Source organism: Kitasatospora sp. NPDC002543 (assembly GCF_053594915.1).
In genome coordinates this window covers 97,765-115,968 of the sequence record NZ_JBSFWR010000007.1, presented here as the reverse complement: position 1 = coordinate 115,968, position 18,204 = coordinate 97,765, and the positions used below count along the sequence as shown (strand labels likewise).

Annotated in this window: 15 protein-coding genes; 3 read left to right on the top strand and 12 right to left on the bottom strand. The window is 72.5% G+C overall.

Translation table 11 applies throughout. From position 1 onward, the window contains the following. Positions 1-3: 3 nt before the first annotated feature. The 3 genes from ACWD4P_RS05520 to ACWD4P_RS05510 are packed head-to-tail and all read right to left on the bottom strand — an operon-like array spanning position 4 to position 2,832. Positions 4-1,065 carry an ABC transporter substrate-binding protein gene (locus ACWD4P_RS05520; RefSeq protein WP_449778635.1) on the bottom strand — a complete coding sequence of 354 codons (1,062 nt, stop codon included), beginning with the start codon at positions 1,063-1,065 and terminating at the stop codon, positions 4-6. Positions 1,066-1,103: 38 nt separating this feature from the next. Further along, positions 1,104-1,982: an ABC transporter permease gene (locus tag ACWD4P_RS05515; protein ID WP_359817515.1), complete on the bottom strand. Its 879-nt coding sequence runs from the start codon at positions 1,980-1,982 to the stop codon at positions 1,104-1,106. Positions 1,983-2,022: 40 nt separating this feature from the next. Next, positions 2,023-2,832, bottom strand: coding sequence for an ABC transporter ATP-binding protein (locus ACWD4P_RS05510; protein ID WP_359817474.1), 810 nt, complete (start codon positions 2,830-2,832; stop codon positions 2,023-2,025). Positions 2,833-3,114: 282 nt separating this feature from the next. On the opposite strand from ACWD4P_RS05510, the gene ACWD4P_RS05505 reads away from it, so the two are divergent. Next, positions 3,115-4,710, top strand: coding sequence for a sensor histidine kinase (locus tag ACWD4P_RS05505; RefSeq protein ID WP_449778634.1), 1,596 nt, complete (start codon positions 3,115-3,117; stop codon positions 4,708-4,710). Further along, positions 4,710-5,396 (top strand): response regulator, encoded by a 687-nt coding sequence (locus ACWD4P_RS05500; protein WP_359817470.1) that lies wholly within the window; start codon positions 4,710-4,712, stop codon positions 5,394-5,396. Before ACWD4P_RS05505 ends, ACWD4P_RS05500 begins: the two co-directional genes overlap by 1 nt. A gap of 147 nt (positions 5,397-5,543) precedes the next feature. Here the strand turns inward: ACWD4P_RS05500 and ACWD4P_RS05495 are convergent, their stop codons facing one another. The 6 genes from ACWD4P_RS05495 to ACWD4P_RS05470 form a co-directional block, all read right to left on the bottom strand. After that, a complete protein-coding gene (locus ACWD4P_RS05495) occupies positions 5,544-7,316 on the bottom strand; it encodes a solute symporter family protein (protein ID WP_359817468.1) in 1,773 nt (590 codons plus the stop codon). Then, on the bottom strand, positions 7,313-7,744 hold the full coding sequence (locus ACWD4P_RS05490) for a DUF485 domain-containing protein (protein WP_359817467.1): 432 nt from the start codon (positions 7,742-7,744) through the stop codon (positions 7,313-7,315). Before ACWD4P_RS05490 ends, ACWD4P_RS05495 begins: the two co-directional genes overlap by 4 nt. A 320-nt stretch (positions 7,745-8,064) precedes the next feature. Continuing rightward, positions 8,065-8,805, bottom strand: coding sequence for a response regulator (locus ACWD4P_RS05485; protein WP_449778633.1), 741 nt, complete (start codon positions 8,803-8,805; stop codon positions 8,065-8,067). Continuing rightward, a complete protein-coding gene (locus ACWD4P_RS05480) occupies positions 8,802-9,935 on the bottom strand; it encodes a sensor histidine kinase (protein WP_449778660.1) in 1,134 nt (377 codons plus the stop codon). Before ACWD4P_RS05480 ends, ACWD4P_RS05485 begins: the two co-directional genes overlap by 4 nt. Positions 9,936-10,028: 93 nt before the next feature. Further along, complete coding sequence (locus ACWD4P_RS05475) at positions 10,029-10,514, bottom strand: DUF1453 domain-containing protein (RefSeq protein ID WP_449778632.1); 486 nt, start codon at positions 10,512-10,514, stop codon at positions 10,029-10,031. Positions 10,515-10,692: 178 nt separating this feature from the next. Beyond that, on the bottom strand, positions 10,693-12,804 hold the full coding sequence (locus ACWD4P_RS05470) for a DNA gyrase/topoisomerase IV subunit B (protein WP_359817461.1): 2,112 nt from the start codon (positions 12,802-12,804) through the stop codon (positions 10,693-10,695). Positions 12,805-13,342: 538 nt separating this feature from the next. On the opposite strand from ACWD4P_RS05470, the gene ACWD4P_RS05465 reads away from it, so the two are divergent. After that, a complete protein-coding gene (locus tag ACWD4P_RS05465; RefSeq protein WP_355269382.1) occupies positions 13,343-13,573 on the top strand; it encodes a DUF7455 domain-containing protein in 231 nt (76 codons plus the stop codon). A gap of 291 nt (positions 13,574-13,864) precedes the next feature. Here ACWD4P_RS05465 and ACWD4P_RS05460 read toward each other — a convergent pair whose 3' ends face one another. From ACWD4P_RS05460 to ACWD4P_RS05450, 3 genes are all read right to left on the bottom strand, one after another. Further along, positions 13,865-14,665 carry a S1 family peptidase gene (locus ACWD4P_RS05460; RefSeq protein ID WP_449778659.1) on the bottom strand — a complete coding sequence of 267 codons (801 nt, stop codon included), beginning with the start codon at positions 14,663-14,665 and terminating at the stop codon, positions 13,865-13,867. A gap of 399 nt (positions 14,666-15,064) precedes the next feature. Then, positions 15,065-16,705 carry an RNA polymerase sigma factor gene (locus ACWD4P_RS05455; RefSeq protein ID WP_449778631.1) on the bottom strand — a complete coding sequence of 547 codons (1,641 nt, stop codon included), beginning with the start codon at positions 16,703-16,705 and terminating at the stop codon, positions 15,065-15,067. Positions 16,706-17,225: 520 nt separating this feature from the next. After that, entirely contained in the window at positions 17,226-18,158 is a 933-nt protein-coding gene (locus ACWD4P_RS05450; protein ID WP_359817455.1) for a FadR/GntR family transcriptional regulator, read from the bottom strand. Between the last annotated feature and the right edge of the window lie 46 nt (positions 18,159-18,204).

Below are 18,204 nucleotides of genomic sequence, written 5' to 3'. Positions count from 1 at the left end.
CGCTCAGCCCGCGGCCTTGGCGACGAACTCCGTGGTGTACGTCTTCGCCAGGTCGATCGACCCCTCCTTGCCCTTCACGTCCGGGTGGAAGGCGGCGAGCACCGAGAGCACGGTCTTCGGCCCGTCGGCCGGCATCACGCCGTCCGTGGTGAACATCGGCAGGGTCGCCTTGATCGCCGCCGCGTACTGCTCGGCGCCGCCCTGCGCGTAGTCGGCGGGCATCTTCGCGGCGATCTCCTCGGGGCTGTGGGTGGACATCCACTTCAGGGTCTTCACGAAGGCGTCGGCGAGCTTCTGGGTGGTGTCCCGGTTCTTCTCCACCCAGTCGGTGTTCATGTACAGCGACGAGGACGGGTACAGCCCGCCGAGCGCCGCGCGCGAGCCCTCGGGGGTGCGCATGTCGTAGAGGACCTTGCCGAGGCCCTTGTCCAGGACGGCGGCGACGGTCGGGTCGGTGGTCATCCCGGCGTCGATGCTGCCCTGCTGGAGCGCGGCGATGAAGGTCTGACCGGCGCCGACCGCGACCGGGCTGAACTCGCTGACGGCGGTGCCGTTCTTGACGGCGAGGTACTTGGTGAGGAAGTCGGTCGAGGAGCCGATGCTGGTGACGCCGAGCTTCTTCCCCTTGAAGTCGGCGCCGGACGCGATCGCGTCGGCCTGCTTGGTGGAGACCACCTCGACCTCGCCGGGCGCCTGGGCGAACTGCACCACGGATTCGACCTTCTTGCCCTTGGCCTGGAGGTCGATGGTGTGGTCGTAGAAGCCGACGGCGCCCTGGACGTCGCCGGCGAGCAGCGCGGTGGTGGCGTTGACGCCGGCCGGCTCGGTCATCAGCTCGACGTTGACGCCGGACTCGGCGAAGTAGCCGAGCCGCTGGGTGAGCATCGCGGGCAGGTAGATGACCTTGTCCAGACCGCCGACCATGATCTTGACCTTGGGCCCGTCGACCTGCTGCCCGGCGGGGGCGGCCACCGCGCCGTGGCCGGCGGTGGCGGCGTCGTTGGCACAAGCGGAGAGCGGGAGGAGCAGGACGGCGGCGAGGGCGGCCGCGGCTGTTCTGCGCATGGGTGGGGGCCTCTCTTCTCGGTACTGGCGGGGGGAGTTCAGCGGCCGTCGCCCGCGTCGGCGGGCTTCCAGCGGAACAGCTTCTTCTCGGCGAAGGTCAGCAGCCCCTCGGTGAGCAGCGCGACGACGGCGAGGATGGTCATGGCCGCGTACACGCCGGCCGCGTTGAACGTGCCCTGGGCTGCCGCGACGAGCAGGCCGAGGCCCTTGGTGGCGCCGATGTACTCGCCGACGATGGCGCCGATCAACGCGAAGCCGAAGCTGACGTGCAGGCTGGTGAAGATCCAGGTGGTGGCGGCGGGGATGACCACCTGGAGGGTGACCTTGCGGTTGTCGGCGCCCAGGATGCGGGCGTTGGCGACGAGGTTGCGGTCCACCTCGCGGGCGCCCTGGAAGGCGTTGAAGAACACCGGGAAGAACACCAGCACCACCGCGGAGGCGACCTTGGAGGCCGGGCCCAGGCCGAACCAGATCAGGAAGATCGGCGCGAGCACGATCCGCGGAATGGCGTTGAGCACCTTGATGTACGGCCCGAACACGTCGGCCAGGAAGCGGATCCGGCCGAGCGCGATGCCCAGCAGCACACCGCCGACGACGCCGATCACCCAGCCGGTGAGGGCCTCGTAGAGGGTGTAGCCGATCTGCTCGCCGAGCGAGCCCTGCGCGGTGCCGTGGGTGATCCACTGCCAGATCTGGTCCCAGATCCTCGACGGCTGGGAGAAGTTGAACGGGTCGATGACATCCGTACGGGCACAGACCTCCCAGAGCCCGAGGAAGGCGACCAGCACCGCGACCCGGGCGCCGTGGACGCCCAGCCTCCGGTTGCGGGCGGCCCGTTCGCGGGCCTCGGTCCTCGTCGGGACGGCCCCCGGCTTCCCGGCGCCGTCCCGTGCTGACGCCGGCGCGGCGCCGGGCACGGAACCGGCTCCGGACTCGGACTCGGACTCGGACGTGGTCTCAAGCGGCACGACCCGCTCCTCTCTCCCGGGTGATGCGCACCTCTTCGCCGAGCGAGGCCCAGATCTCGCGGTACAGCTCGACGAACCTCGGTTCCAGCCGGACGGCCTCCACGGTGCGCGGGCGCGGCAGGTCCACGGTGAAGACCTCCTTGACGGTGGCCGGGCCGGCCGTCATGACGACGACCCGGTCGGCGAGCGCGATGGCCTCGTCCAGGTCGTGGGTGACGAAGACGACGGAGGAGCCGGTGCCGGCCCACAGCTCCAGCAGCTGGTCCGACATCAGGGCCCGGGTCTGCACGTCCAGCGCCGAGAACGGCTCGTCCATCAGCAGGATCGCCGGGTCGTTGACGAAGGTCTGGGCGAGCGCGACGCGCTTGCGCATGCCGCCGGACAGCTGGTGCGGGTAGCGGTCCTCGAAGGCGGCCAGGCCGACCCGGCCGAGCCAGTCCCGGGCCCGCTCCCTGGCCTCCGCCGCGGGAACGCCCCGGAAACGCGGACCGGCCATCACGTTGGACAGCACGGTGCGCCACGGGAAGACGGCGTCCTGCTGGAAGACGAACCCGACCTTGGGGTCGATCCCGCGCACGGGCTCGCCGTACACCAGGACCTCGCCCTCGGTGGGCTCCTCCAGGCCGCTGACCAGCGTCAGCGTGGTGGACTTGCCGCAGCCGGTGGGTCCGACGACGGCGACGAACTCGCCTTGGGCGACGGTCAGATCGAGGTCGCGGACGGCGGTGTGCAGCGCCCCCGAAGGGGTGCGGAACCGTTTCGTCGCGCCGGTCAGCTCGATCGCCGGGGTAGTACTCATACCGATCCTCCCGGGTCTGTGCCTGCCCCGGAAAGGTAGGAGCGGGCCCGGCCCCGGCGGGAGCCTTCTCCGCGTAGTGCGACTTCTCCGCATAGAGGGGTGTTCTGCTCGTTTTGCTTCCGCTACAACTGCGGGGACGCGGCTGACGGAAACCCGGCGGAAACATAGAGTTTCCCGTCCCCCCGCCTTTCCCGCCCTTCCTCCCTTCCCGCCCCCGACTATTCCCGCCCCCGCCTTTCCCGCCCCGCCGAACCACCCCGCAGCCGCCGAGAGGAGGCCCGGATGAAGCGCTCCCGCCGGCCCCGCCGGGTCTTCGCCCAGCTGTTGCTGAGCCAGACCGTCGTCACCGTCGGTGTCACCGCCGTGACGGCCGGGCTGTTCCTCGCCCCGGTCAGCAGCGAGCTGGACCACGACGCGATGCAGCGGGCGCTGTCGATCGCCCAGGCCACCGCCACCGACGAGAGCATCGCCCGGGCCGCCGCCGGCCGGGACGTGGTGGCCGCCCAGCGCAACGCCGAGCAGATCCGGCTGGCCACCGGCGCCAGCTTCGTGGTGGTCACCGACCTGGACGGCATCCGGCTCTCGCACACCGACCCGGGCCGGATCGGCCAGCGGGTCAGCACCGACCCGGAGCCCGCCCTCAACGGCCGCAGCGTCACCGCCATCCAGCAGGGCACCCTGGGCCGCACCGCCCGCGGCAAGGTGCCGCTGCGGACGGCGGACGGCCGGATCGTCGGCGAGGTCTCGGTCGGCATCAGCGACGACTCGATCCGCCGCCGGCTCCTGAAGATGCTCACCGGCATCCTGCTGTGCGCGGGCGCCGGCCTGGCCGCCGGGACGCTCGCCACCCTCCTCCTGGCCCGCCGGCTCAAACGCCGCACCCACAACATCGCGCTGGCCGACATCTCGGCGCTGTTGGTGGAGCGGGAGGCGATGCTGCACGGCATCCGCGAGGGAATGGTGGCGCTGGACGAACACGGCCGGATCCGGCTGGCGAACGACGAGGCGCTGCGGCTGCTCGGCCTGCCCGAGGACTGCACCGGCCGCCCGATCGGCGCGGTGCTGCCCCCGGGCCGGCTGGCGGACGTGCTCGCCGGGCGGATCGCCGGCTCCGACCTGCCGGCCGTCCGGGACGACCGGGTGCTGGTGGTGAACCGGACGGCCACGCCCGAGGGCGGAGCGGTGGTGACCCTTCGGGACCGCACCGAACTGGAGTCGCTGGTCCGCGAGCTGGACACCACCCGCAGCCTGACCGAGGCGCTGCGGGCCCAGGACCACGAGCACGCCAACCGGATGCACACCCTGCTGGGCCTGCTGGAGCTGGGCCGTCACGAGCAGGCGGTGGCGTTCATCTCGGAGCAGTCCGGCTCGCACGCCGTGGTCGCCGCGCGGATCGCCGAGCAGGTCCAGGACCCGCACGTGGCGGCGCTGCTGGCGGGCAAGAGCGCGGTGGCCGGCGAGCGCGGGGTGCGGCTGGCGCTGGCCCCGGCGGCCCACCTGCCGGACGCGGTGGTGGACACCCGGGCCCTGGTGACGGTGCTCGGCAACCTGATCGACAACGCGGTGGACGCACTGGCGGCCGGCGGCGGGGGCCGGGTGGAGGTGAGCCTGGCGGCGGCCGGTGCGACCCTGCTGCTGCAGGTCGCGGACAGCGGCCCGGGCGTGCCGGAGGAGCTGCGCGAGCAGGTCTTCGAAGAGGGGTGGACCAGCAAGGACGCACCCGCGCACCGTCCGCGCGGGCTGGGGCTGGCGATGGTGCGGCGGCTGGTCGAGCGGACCGGTGGCCGGATCGTGCTCGACGCCGGGCCGCTCGGCGGCGCCCGGTTCACCGTCGAACTGCCCGAGGCCCTGCTCACCACTCAGCTCGCGGAGGCGTGATGATCGACGTACTCGTGGTGGACGACGACTTCCGGGTCGCGGACGTGCACGCCGCGTACGTGGCCAAGGTCCCGGGGTTCCGGGTGACCGGCACCGCGCACTCGGCCGGGGAGGCGCTGGCCGCCCTGGAGCGCCGACCGGTGGACCTGCTGCTGCTCGACCACCACCTGCCGGACGAGACCGGCCTGGCCCTGGTGCGCCGGCTGCGGGACCGCCAGGTGGCCTGCGACGTGATGATGGTGACCGCCGCCCGGGACGTGTCGACGGTGCATGCCGCGATGCAGCACGGCGCGCTCCAGTACCTGGTCAAGCCGTTCACCTTCGCCGGGCTGCGGGACAAGCTGGTCGCGTACGCGCAGCTGCGGCACGCGCTCGCCGCCCCGGCCAGGGAGGCCGGCCAGGAGGAGGTGGACCGGCTGTTCGCGACCCTGCGCAGCGCCACCGCCCCGGCCGGGGCGCTCCCCAAGGGCCACTCGGCGCCCACCACCGACCTGGTGATGGGGGTGCTGCGCCGGGCCGGCCGACCGCTGTCCGCCCAGGAGGTCGCCGACGCCACCGGGCTGAGCCGCTCCACCGCCCAGCGCTACCTCAAGCAGCTGGAGCGGGACAGCCGGCTGCGGCTGACCCTGCGGTACGGCGACACCGGCCGCCCGGAGCACCGCTACGGGCTGGCGGCCCGGGCCTGAACGCCAGGACGCCAGGACGCCTGAACGCCTGAACGCCTGAGCGGCCGCCCGGGGACCGTCGGGCCCGAGTCCCCGGCTTCGGCCCGGCCCCGGACAGGGGGAACCCCGGCGGCCCCAGGCCCGCCGGGGTTCCCCGGGCGCGACGGCTCAGGCCGCGCCCGCACCGGTCAGGGCACGTACCTCCAGCTCGGCGAATCGGTCCGGGTCGGCGGGCTCGGACGACGTGACCGTCCCGATCCAGCCCGCCAGGAAGCCGAGCGGGATGGAGACGATGCCCGGGTTCTCCAGCGGGAACCAGTGGAAGTCGAGGCCGGGGAAGAGCGCCTCGGCGGAACCGGACACCACCGGCGAGAAGAACACCAGCACGATCGCCGGGATCAGCCCGCCGTACACCGCCCAGACCGCGCCGCGGGCGGTGAACCGCGACCAGAACAGGCTGTACAGCAGCACCGGCAGGTTGGAGGAGGCGGCGACGGCGAAGGCCAGGCCGACCAGGAAGGCGACGTTCAGCTGCTGGGCGAAGAGGCTGATCACGATCGCCGTCGCACCGATCCCGGCGGCGGCGATCCGGGCGACCACCACCTCCTGCTGCTCGCTGACCTCGGACACCGGCTCCTCGGCCGCGCGGGAGGCCGGGACGCCCTCGCCCCGGCGGCGACGCCCCCGGGCGTCCTTCGCCGACTCGCGCCCGGGCCGGGCACGCCAGGCGCCGGCCCAGACGTCGTGGGCGAAGGCCGCCGAGGAGGCCAGCGTCAGTCCGGCGACCACGGCGAGGATGGTGGCGAAGGCGATCGCCGAGATCAGGGCGAACAGCACCACCCCGCCGGTGCTGCCGTTTCCGCCGCCGAGCACCAGGGCGAGCAGCGGAACCGCGGTGTTCCCGGCCGAGTTGGCACGGTGCACCTCGGCCGAGCCGATCAGCGCGGTGGCGCCGAGGCCGAGCACGATGGCCATCAGGTAGAAGCTGCCGACCAGGCCGATCGCCCACATCGTGGAGCGGCGGGCGGCCCGCGCGGTGGGCACGGTGTAGAAGCGGGACAGGATGTGCGGCAGGCCCGCGGTGCCGAGCACCAGGGCCAGGCCGAGGCTGACGAAGTCCAGTCGGCTGGTGAGGCTGCCGCCGTACTTGAGCCCGGGCTCCAGGTAGCGGTGCCCGGCGCCGCTGTGGTCGGCGGCCTGGCGCATCAGCTCGGCGAGGTCCCCGTGGAAGCGGACCACCAGCAGCACCGTCAGCAGGACCGAACCGCCGGTCAGCAGGAACGCCTTGATGATCTGGATCCAGGTGGTGGCCCGCATCCCGCCGATGGTGACGTAGACGATCATCAGGGCGCCGACCGCGATGATCGTCCAGGTGCGGGCGTGCGGGCTGCCGGTGCCGAGCAGCAGGGCGACCAGCGATCCGGCGCCGACCATCTGGGCCACCAGGTAGAGCAGGGTGACCACGACGCTGGCGCCGCCGGCCGCGGCGCGCACCTTGCGGCGGCGCAGCCGCAGCGCGAGCACGTCGGCGAGGGTGTACCGCCCGGCGTTGCGGACGAGTTCGGCGACCAGCATCAGCACGACCAGCCAGGCGACCAGGAAGCCGATGCTGTAGAGCACGCCGTCGTACCCGTAGAGCGCGATCAGCCCGGCGACGCCCAGGAAGGAGGCTGCGGAGAGGTAGTCCCCGGAGAGCGCGAAGCCGTTCTGCAGCGGGGTGAAGTCGCGGCCGCCGGCGAAGAAGTCCTCGGCGGCGTTGCCCTGGCGGCCGACCCAGAGGGTGACCCCGAGGGTGACCAGGACGACGACGGCGAACAGCGCGATGGCGAGCGAGTGGTGGTCGCCGGTGGGGGCGACCGGCGGCGGGGTGGCGGTCGACACCACGGTCCGCACGGCGGCCCGGGCCGCGTCGGTGGGCACGGTGAGCATCAGGGTCGTCATCGCAGTTGGTCCTGGGTGTCCCAGCGCAGACCCAGGGCGGCGCGGTCGCGCTTGGTCCTGGAGTTGCGGGCGTAGAGCCAGGTGAGCAGGAAGGTCGAGGCGAACTGCAGCAGCCCGAGCAGCCAGGCCACGTTGAGCGGGCCGGCCACCGTCCTGCGCATCAGGTCGGGGGCTCCGGCCTGGGCGGCGACGTACAGCAGGTACCAGGCGAGGAAGGCGCCGGTGATCGGGAAGACGAAGGTCCGGTAGCTGCGGCGGATCTGCCGGAACGTCTCGCTGACCTGGACCGCCCGGTAGACCTCGGTGCGGTCGGCGACCGGTTCCTCGTCGAGTGGCGCGGGCGGTGCGGCCGGGGCCGCGGCGTCGGCGGGGGTGCTCTGGGCGAACGGCTCGACGGCGGCCCCGTGGACCGGTGCGCCGACGGCCACTGACCCGGCGACGGGCTCTGTCGACTGGGCCGTACGGACGTGGTCCGTGCGGTCGGGGCCCGACTGCGCCGGTACCGCCGACCGGCGGTGCGCAGCCGATGGCTCGGCGGACTCAACGGGGGTACCGGCGGCCGCAGCGGCCCACCAGTCGAATTGCTGTCCCGGTCCGGGACTGCTCGTCTGCTGCTGTGGCACTGCTGCTCCTGGACGGCCGGATGTTCTGACCCGAACCATGATGGCGGCCCTAGGACAGCCCCCCTGACCATCGCAGATACGTTCACTCGATGAGGTGATCGATCATCCGACAGACACTCATCGGACTACTGCTGCGTCCTGGTGATTCCGTGTCGGAAGGCGTAGGCGACCGCCTGGGCCCGGTCCCGCACCGCGGTCTTGGCGAACAGATTGTTGATGTGGGTCTTCACTGTGGCCTGGCTGACGAACAGCCGTTGCGCGATCTCGGCGTTGGACAGCCCCTCGGCGATCAGCGCCAGCACCTCGGCCTCCCGCACGGTCAGCCCGTCCGGCAGCTCCCCCGGCGGGGCGACGGGCCGGCCGGCCGCCGGACCGGAGCCTCCCGGCTGCTCCGAAAGCCTTTTCAGCAACCGAAGTTGGACCTGCGGGGAGAGCCCCGCGGCGCCCGACCGGACGTCCGCGATGGCCCTGGCGATCTCCTCGGCGCCCGCGTCCTTGGTGAGGTAGCCGCGCGCCCCGGCCTGGAGCGCCGGGAACAGCGAATCGTCGTCCGCGAAGGTGGTGAGCACCACGACCTCGGTCTCCGGGTGCGCCGCGCGGATCCGCCTCGTCGCCTCGACGCCGTCACAGCGCGGCATCCGCAGATCCATCAGCACCACGTCCGGGTGATGACGCTCCACCAGGTCGACGGCCTCCTCCCCGTCCCCCGCGGCACCGACCACCTCGATGCCGGGCAGCAGCCCCAACAGCATCACGATCCCCTCGCGCACCACCGTCTGGTCGTCCGCGACCAGCACCCTGGTCACCCCCGGGCCCGCCGTTCCGGCACCCGCCGTTCCGGCGCCCGTCACTCCGGAACCCGTCATTCCGGCACCCGCAGCAGCACGCGCCACCCTCCGTCCTCCGGGCCCGCCACCAGCGTGCCGCCGAGCAGTTCCGCGCGTTCGCGCATTCCCAGCAGACCGTACCCGCTGCCGCTGGCGGCCAACTCCTCCGGTGACGACCCGCCCGCGGACGGGCCGCGCGGCGGGCGGGTGTTGCGCACCTCCAGCTCCACCGCCCCGTCCAGGTAGCGCAGTTCGACGGCGCAGCGGGCGCCGGGCGCGTGCTTGCGGACGTTGGTCACCGCCTCCTGCGCGGTGCGCCGCACCGCGAGGGCGGCCTCGGCGGCGAGCGGCCGGGGCGTCCCGGTGACGGTGAGCGCGGCCCGCTCCCGCCCGGTCAGCTCGACCAGGAAGTCCCCGACCGGGGTGAGCTCCCCGCGCAGCGCGGACAGCGCCTGCCGGGTCTCGGCCAGCCCGTCCTGCGCCATCCGCCGGGCGGCGACGACCCGTTCGCGGATCTGCCCGCGGTCCGTCCCGGCGTCCAGCATCAGCCGGGCCGCCTCCAGGTGGACGAGCTGCGCGGAGAGGCTGTGGGCGAGCACGTCGTGGATCTCCCGGGCGATCCTGGCCCGTTCGGCGAGCGCCGCGCTCTCCGCCTCGGCGGCCCGGGCGGCCCGCTCCTGGGCGAGCAGCCGGCGGGAGGTGCCGCGCGCCTCGATGTCCAGCCGCAGCAGGTAGCCGAGGAGGGAGATCCCGCCGACGGTGGCCGCGACGCTGAGCCAGCTCGACGTGGTCACCGCCGTGTACGAGGCCAGTGAGACCGCCGCCGTGATCAGCGCGGGCGCGGGCGGCATCCGGACCAGGGCCATCACCGCCAGGCCGTACCAGAGCACGTCGGCGAGCAGGGTCGCCCGCCCGGCGTTGGCCAGCCAGGCGGCGCCGAGCACCGCGCCGGTCAGCAGGTACGCGGGCAGCGGGCGCTGCGCCCGGGTGGCGTGCAGCCAGGCCGCGCAGAACCCGAAGGCGGCGACCAGTCCGGCCACTGCGGCCGCCTCCGCCCAGCCGGCGAACCGGCCGTCGGCCAGGGTCCCCCAGGTGACGGTGGCCACCAGGACGATCCGGCCGAGCACCGTGAGGGCCCGTCTCGGCCGGCTCTCGGCCTCGCGCTCCATCCCCTCGCGGGACGGCCAGCGGGTCCAGTACCACCCGGCCACGGGTGCCTCCTCGGTGCTCACGGCGGTCGATCAGGACGGTGCGGCGGCGGTTCAGTGCAGGACGGCCGTGGGCCCCGAGGGCTCCAGCGCCCGGGCCCTCCAGTTCACCACGAGCGAGCGGACCAGCAGCAGGACCGCCATGCCGAGCATCAGGGAGCTGCCGGACTGGTGGACGTGCAGTGCCGCGCCGATCCCGAACAGGCCGATCCGGATGGCGATCATCCCGATCCAGGCGGCCACCGTGGCCTTGGTGCCCTTGGTCATGACCGAGCCGTCGGCGGCCCGCCAGAGGCGCACCGTCCAGCCCCAGACCGAACCCATCCCGAGCACCGCGACCAGCCCGGCGGCCAGCAGGGCCACCGACAGCGCGGTGTGCTGGTGGTCGATGATCTGCGGGTCCCGCAGCGCGAGCACGCCCAGGATCAGCGGCAGCAGCCAGAAGCGGCGCTCGGAGTCCAGGCGCTGCGCCCGCATCTGGCGCCGGGCGACCAGGACCAGCGCCGCGGCGACGACGAGCAGGTTGACGAAGGTGGTCATCGGAGGGCTCCGTTCCGAGGAGAGGGGTGTTGCCGACCTCTCCGACGCTACGGATCCGCCGGTTCCCGCTGATCGGAGCCGGGGTGGACCCCGGGTGGAACGCGAACGCGCGGGCCCTCCACCCGTGGGTGGAGGGCCCGCGCGGGCCGGGCGCCCCGGCCTGTACGGGGCGCCCGCGTCAGGCGTCGATGCGGGAGCGGTCCAGGGTGGCCGCCGAGTCCACGATGAACTCCTTGCGCGGGGCGACGTCGTTGCCCATCAGCAGGTCGAAGATCTTCTCGGCCTGCTCCAGGTCGCCCAGGTTGATCCGGCGCAGCGTGCGGTGGCGCGGGTCCATGGTGGTCTCGGCCAGCTGGTCGGCGTCCATCTCGCCCAGACCCTTGTAGCGCTGCACCGGGTCCTTCCAGCGCATGTTCTTGCGCTGGAACTCCAGGAGCGTGGAGCGCAGTTCGGCGTCGGAGTAGGTGTAGTGGTACTTCTCCTGGCCGCGCTTGGGGTTGGTGAGCTCGATCCGGTGCAGCGGGGGCACGGCGGCGAAGACCCGGCCCTGCTCGACCATCGGGCGCATGTAGCGGTGGAAGAGGGTGAGCAGCAGGGTGCGGATGTGCGAGCCGTCGACATCGGCGTCGGCCATGAAGATGACGCGGCCGTAGCGGGCCTGGTCGATGTCGAAGGTGCGGCCGGAGCCGGCCCCTATCACCTGGATGATCGCGGCGCACTCGGCGTTCTTGAGCATGTCGCTCACCGAGGCCTTCTGCACGTTGAGGATCTTGCCGCGGATCGGCAGCAGCGCCTGGAACTCGGAGTTGCGGGCGAGTTTGGCGGTGCCGAGCGCGGAGTCGCCCTCGACGATGAAGAGTTCGCTGCGGTCGACGTCGTCGCTGCGGCAGTCGGCCAGCTTGGCGGGCAGCGAGCTGGTCTCCAGCGCGGTCTTGCGGCGCTGGGCCTCCTTGTGCTGGCGGGCGGCGACCCGGGTGCGGGCGGCCGCGACGACCTTGTCCAGCACGGCCCGGGCCTGGAGCTTCTGGTCCTTCTTGGTCGAGGTGAGGAAGGCCTTGAGCTCCTTGGCGACGACGGCCGCGACGATCCGGTTGGCCGCCGAGGTGCCGAGCACCTCCTTGGTCTGGCCCTCGAACTGCGGCTCGGCGAGCCGGACGGTGACCACCGCGGTGAGGCCCTCGGTGGCGTCGTCCTTGGTGATGTCGTCCTCGGCGACGCGCAGCAGCTTGCCCGCCCGCAGCGCCTCGTTGACGGTCTTGGCCAGCGAGCGCTCGAAGCCGGTGACGTGGGTGCCGCCCTTGGGGGTGGCGATGATGTTGACGAAGGAGCGCAGGGTGGTGTCGTAGCCGGCGCCCCAGCGCAGCGCGATGTCCACCCCGAGGTGGCGCGTCACCTCGGTGGGGGTCATGTGGCCGAGGTCGTCCAGGACCGGCACGGTCTCCTTGAAGGTGCCCTCGCCGCGCAGCCGCAGCACGTCGCAGACCGGCTTGTCCGGGGCCAGGAACTCGCAGAACTCGGCGATGCCCCCGTCGTAGCGGAAGACCGACTCCTCGATCTTCTCGCTCTCGGTGAGCCGCTCGTCACGCACCACGATGGTCAGGCCGGGGACCAGGAAGGCGGTCTGCCGGGCGCGGCTGTGCAGCGTCTCCAGGGAGAGCCTGGCGTCCTTGAGGAAGATCTGCCGGTCGGCCCAGTAGCGGATCCGGGTGCCGGTGCGGGCCTTCGGCACCTTGCGCGTCCTGGTCAGGCCGTTGCCGGGCTCGAAGGGCGCGTCCGGGCTGGTCTCGGTGAAGATGCCGGGGGTGCCGCGGCGGAAGCTGATCGCGTGGGTGTGCCCACTGCGGTCGACCTCGACGTCGAGGCGGGCGGAGAGCGCGTTGACGACCGAGGCGCCGACGCCGTGCAGACCGCCGGAGGCCGCGTACGAGCCGCCGCCGAACTTGCCGCCGGCGTGCAGCTTGGTCATCACGACCTCGACGCCGGACAGCCCGGTCTTGGGCTCGACGTCGACCGGGATGCCGCGCCCGTTGTCCCTGACCTCGACGGAGGAGTCGGGGTGCAGCACCACGTCGATGCGGTCGCAGTAGCCGCCGAGCGCCTCGTCGACGGAGTTGTCGATGATCTCCCAGAGGCAGTGCATCAGACCGCGGCTGTCGGTCGAGCCGATGTACATGCCGGGGCGCTTGCGGACCGCCTCCAGGCCCTCCAGGACGAGCAGGTGCCGCGCGGTGTAGTTGGAACCGTCGTCGCCGGCCAGCAGCGCGGACGGCACGGTCGTTTCGGCACTCACGCGGCACACTCCTCGGTGAAGATCTGTCTCATCGGTCACATCCGGACGCATCCGGACCAAACGCCAGTGCAGCACGCCGCACCGACATTCGTCGCCCTGCGTGCCCGAACCCCTGCGGTGGGTGCGCAGCACGACGGGCCGGTCCCGCGCAGCTTGTACGCGCTGCGCGAACAAGCACCGCACCCGGGTACGAGCCCCGGGGGCGCCATCTCCTCCCGGTACCACCGGTCCTGGCGGATCGTGGGGCCGGGCGCAGGCTCCGGAACTGCCGTTATGCAGGCTACCGGGGCCCGGGACGGGGCTTATGCTCCAACCCGGCAGAGGATTATGCTACGCGGACCTCGCACCCGATCCCGATCGGGCGTTCGAGCGACGGGCGGATCCCGGTTTCCGGCAGGCATGAACCACCGGCGCCCGGGGCACGTCCTCATCAACACAGCAGAATCCTCAGAGAAGAAAAGCCACGAGCGGGAACGTTTTCGGCCTGGTTGGATGTTGACCCTGGTACGACAGCTCGTCGAGCTAGAGAAGAGGCGACGTGACTACTGTTCTGACCCCTGCGAGCCCGCTCACCGCGGCTGACCGCTGCGACCGCTGCGGCGCCCAGGCCTACCTGCGCGTCGTACTCGCCAGCGGCGGAGAGCTGCTCTTCTGTGCCCACCACGGCCGGAAGTTCGAGCCCGAGCTCAAGAAGATCGCCGTGGAGATACAGGACGAGAGCGGCCGTCTCACCACGACCACCGCGACGGCCTCCGACGACGAGCGCTGATCCCGGGCACCAAGACCAGCAGACGGCGTCGAGCTGTGTCCGGTCGCGCACCGCGCGCGACCGGTGGGCCGGGCGAACGACCCCCTCGGGGGCCGATCGCCCGGCTCTGCTGTACCCCGGCACGTACCCCGGCATGCTCTCCCGGGCCCGGCGAAGACCCGTCCGCCACGGCCGTCCCGGCCGACGCTGCGTCAGGACCCGGCCCCAGTACGTGACCGGGCGCTCACCCGCCGCGGTCGCCGCGGCGCCGAACGCACCGCGGCCCGGGGCCCGCACCGCGCGCGGAGGCGTTCACAGCTCCGAGCGCACCGCGTCCGCGACCGACGAGACCCTGGTGTAGACGCCCGGGTGGGCCGCCTCGGCGCAGCCCGTGCCCCAGGACACCAGGCCCACCAGCCGGCCGTCGACGACCATCGGGCCGCCGCTGTCGCCCTGGCAGGCGTCCTTGCCGCCCCGCTCCTCGCCCGCGCAGACCATGCCCCGGGCGTCGAACTTCCCGTCCTGCCCGCCGGGATAGGCCTGCGCGCAGGTCCGGTCCGGCACGATCGGCACGGAGACCCCGCGCAGCACGGGCGAGTAGTCGCCCCGCCCGGTGGTGTCGCCCCAGCCGTACACCTGCGTCGTCGTCCCGGCCGCGTACGGCGCCGTCTCGCCCTGCCCGACCAGCTCGACCACCGGCCGGGCACCCTGGGACTCGGCGAGGGTGATCACCGCGACGTCGTTCATGTTGGCGGTGAAGGAGTAGTCGGGGTGGATCCAGACCGACCGCACCCCGACCTCGCGGCCGGCCGTGCCGCGCATGTCGTCCCGGCCGACGACCACCTTGAGGCCCGGTCGGTCCACCCGGCCCTTGGCCTCGTCGTAGAAGCAGTGCGCGGCCGTCACCACCTTGGTCGGGGTGACCAGCGCGCCCCCGCAGAACTGGCCGGAACGGCCGCTGCCGAACTGCTGGCGACTGGACAGCGCCACGATCCACGGGTGGTCCTTGGTGCTGGCCGCCGCGCCGCCGACCACCCGGCGCTGCGCCTCGGCCGGCGCCGCGGTACCGAGGGCGACCAGCGGGACCGGCACGGCGGCGAGCAGCGCCAGCACGGCGGCCCTGCCCCGGCGGCCGGACCGACCGGCGGCCGGATCCGCCGAGCAGGCCGGACCGGCGGGGTCTGCGGGGCCGGCGGGGCCGACCGGGAACTGGGTGGGCGTCGGCAGGTCTGTGCGGTCCGGCTCGGTCGGCACCGTGACTCCAGGAGGCTCGGAAGCAGGCAACCGGCACAGCGTAGGTGAACGACTACACGGTGCGACCCCTTCCCGCCGCGCCGCCACCCGGACGAGGGACATCCGCCACCCGGACGCTGACGGGACCGGGCCGCGGGCGGGCCGGTCCCAGGTCGCGGGCGGGCCGCCGCCCGGGCCCGGACAGCCACGAAGGCCCGGAGCCGTGCGGCTCCGGGCCTTCGCGTGGAACGACGTGCGTCGATCGGTACAGCCGGTCGATCAGTCCAGGTAGTCGCGCAGCACCTGGGAACGCGACGGGTGGCGCAGCTTCGACATGGTCTTCGACTCGATCTGGCGGATGCGCTCACGGGTGACCCCGTACACCTTGCCGATCTCGTCCAGCGTCTTCGGCTGGCCGTCGGTCAGGCCGAAGCGCATCGAGACCACGCCCGCCTCGCGCTCGGACAGGGTGTCCAGCACCGAGTGCAGCTGCTCCTGGAGCAGGGTGAAGGAGACCGCGTCGGCCGGGACGACCGCCTCGGAGTCCTCGATCAGGTCACCGAACTCGCTGTCGCCGTCCTCGCCCAGCGGGGTGTGCAGCGAGATCGGCTCGCGGCCGTACTTCTGGACCTCGATGACCTTCTCGGGGGTCATGTCGAGTTCCTTGGCCAGCTCCTCCGGGGTGGGCTCGCGGCCCAGGTCCTGGAGCATCTGGCGCTGGACGCGGGCCAGCTTGTTGATGACCTCGACCATGTGCACCGGGATGCGGATGGTGCGGGCCTGGTCGGCCATGGCGCGGGTGATCGCCTGGCGGATCCACCAGGTGGCGTAGGTCGAGAACTTGTAGCCCTTGGTGTAGTCGAACTTCTCGACCGCACGGATCAGACCGAGGTTGCCCTCCTGGATGAGGTCCAGGAAGAGCATGCCGCGACCGGTGTAGCGCTTGGCCAGCGAGACCACCAGGCGGAGGTTGGCCTCCAGCAGGTGGTTCTTGGCCCGGCGGCCGTCCTCGGCGATGATCTCCAGCTCGCGCTTGAGCTTCGGGGCGAGCTTGTCGGCGGCCGAGAGCTTGTCCTCGGCGAACAGGCCGGCCTCGATGCGCTTGGCGAGCTCGACCTCCTGCTCGGCGTTGAGCAGCGGGACCTTGCCGATCTGCTTCAGGTAGTCCTTGACCGGGTCGGCGGTGGCGCCGGCGACGGCGACCTGCTGGGCCGGCGCGTCGTCCTCGTCGTCGTCGGAGAGGACGAAGCCCTCCGACTCCTCCTCCGGACCGGTGCCCTCGACCTCGGTCTTCTCACCGGGCAGAGCGGCGTCCTCGAGCAGCTCCTCCTCGCCGAGCAGCTCCTCGTCGCCCTTGGCGTTCTTGCCGGCGGCGGTCTTCTTGGCGGCGGTCTTCTTGGCAGGCGCCGCGGTCTTCTTGGCGGCGGCCTTCTTGGCCGGAGCGGCCTTCTTGGCGGGAACCGCCTTCACCTCGGTGCCGGCGACGCCGGTGATCTCGGCGGAGACGGTGGGGGCCGGGGCCGCGGCGGCGGCGACGGCCGGAGCCGCGACGGGAGCGCCGGGGGCGATCCGCACGGGCGGCTTGGTCGGGGCCGACGAGGCGGCCGGGGTCCGGGTGGTGACAGCCTTGGTGGCGGTGCGCTTGGTGGGGCTCTTGGCAGCAACGCTCTTGCGCTTGGCGCCGGCCGGTTCGGCCGCGCTGACCATGAGGTCCACCCCCTCCTCAATCAGCACCTGGTTGAGGCTGCGCATGACGTTCTTCCACTTGGTGACCGGGATCTGGTCCGCCTCGAACGCCTGGCGCACGTCGTCACCGGCGATCTGCCCCTGGGCCTTGCCCCGCTCGATGAGCGCCAGCAGAGCCGCGGACTCGGCGATCTCGGGGGGAAGTGAACGGGATGTGCTGGCCGACACGAACAACCTCTCGGACGATGAGTGGACTCGAACCCGTACCGGCCGCCCAAGCGGGCGGGGAAGGAGATCGCGCGTCGGGCGCGCGGTGTCGATTCCGACCGACTCGGGCTTGAGGACTGGGTTTGCAGGACGGCAGCAGCGCCGCGGACCAACACAGCATTCTGACATGTTGGAGTATTCCGGAGCTGCTTCCGCTCAGGACACATCGCTGCTACTCGTCAAGTGTTACGCATGGCCTTCGTGTCGCGGGTCACACCACCGGCGCCCGCGACCCGGGGCCGCTTCCATCATCGCGCACTCCCAGGGCGAATCGTTGTCATGAGCAGAGCGAATGATGAGGTCGACTCCCGCCGGTGCCTTCACTGGCCGCCCCATCGAGGGCGAACCCCCTCACGAACCCCTTCGCGGGCCTGCCGCCGGGCGACGGCATGCGGAGGCCCTCCGGCTGCGCCGCGCGGTGCGGCCGGAGGGCCATGGCGGAGCGGACCGCCGCCATCCGGCGCCTCCGCTCGTGAGAACAGCCCGTTCAGTGCTCCCTGGGCGCGGGGACGGACGGCTCGATCTCGGGATGGACGGTGAGCAGGGCCCGCATCGCGGCCTCGCCCGCGGTGCCGTCGCCGGCGCCCAGCGCGTCCACCAGCCGGGCGTGCAGGCCCACCGAGGACTCGGCGGGCCGCTCGCAGGAGATGGCCGGACCGCCCGAGACCTGCAGCGCGCAGGCGACGATCCCGGACAGGTGCTCCAGCATCCGGTTGCCGGCCATCTGGAGGATCAGACCGTGCAGCTCGGCATCGGCCCGGGTGTACGTCGAGAGGTCGGCCTGGGAGGCGGCGTGGCCCATGATCTCGACCAGCTCGACCAGCCGCTGCTGGACGTCCTCCCGGCCGTGGCCGGCGGCGAGCCGGGCCGCCAGCGGCTCGATCGCCCAGCGGAGCTCGAAGAGTTCCCGGCGCTGCTCGTCCCGCTGCGGGCCGAAGGCGCGCCACTCGATGATGTCCGGGTCCAGCAGGTTCCAGTCGCCGACCGGGCGGACCCGGGTGCCGACGTTCGGCCGGGCGCTGACCAGGCCCTTGGCTTCCAGCACGCGCAGCGACTCGCGGACGACGGTGCGGGAGACCTCGAACCGCTGGCCGATCTCCTCCGGCACCAGCGGACGGTCGGCGCCGAGGTCGCCGGAGACGATCATCTGGCCGAGCTGCTGGACCAGCTGGCCGTGCAGACCGCGGCCTCGGCTGCTGGTGGTCTTGCGGCCGACCCTGGCGATGTCGGACTCGGCGCCCTCCCAGCGGGGCGCCGGCGGGGTCGGCCGGTCGGCGTACGAGAAGCGGTCCAGGTCGCCGGGACCGTGGATGGGCCCTTCGGTGGAACGGGCGGGGGTCATGGTGGGGTGCGCAAGGGTACTCACGCCTCCTTTGTCGGCGATAGGCGGGCGTGGCTTGAGAATTCTCGTGAAAAGCACACGAAAGGGTGATCGACGGTGACTGGATAATTGACTTCTTATCAGG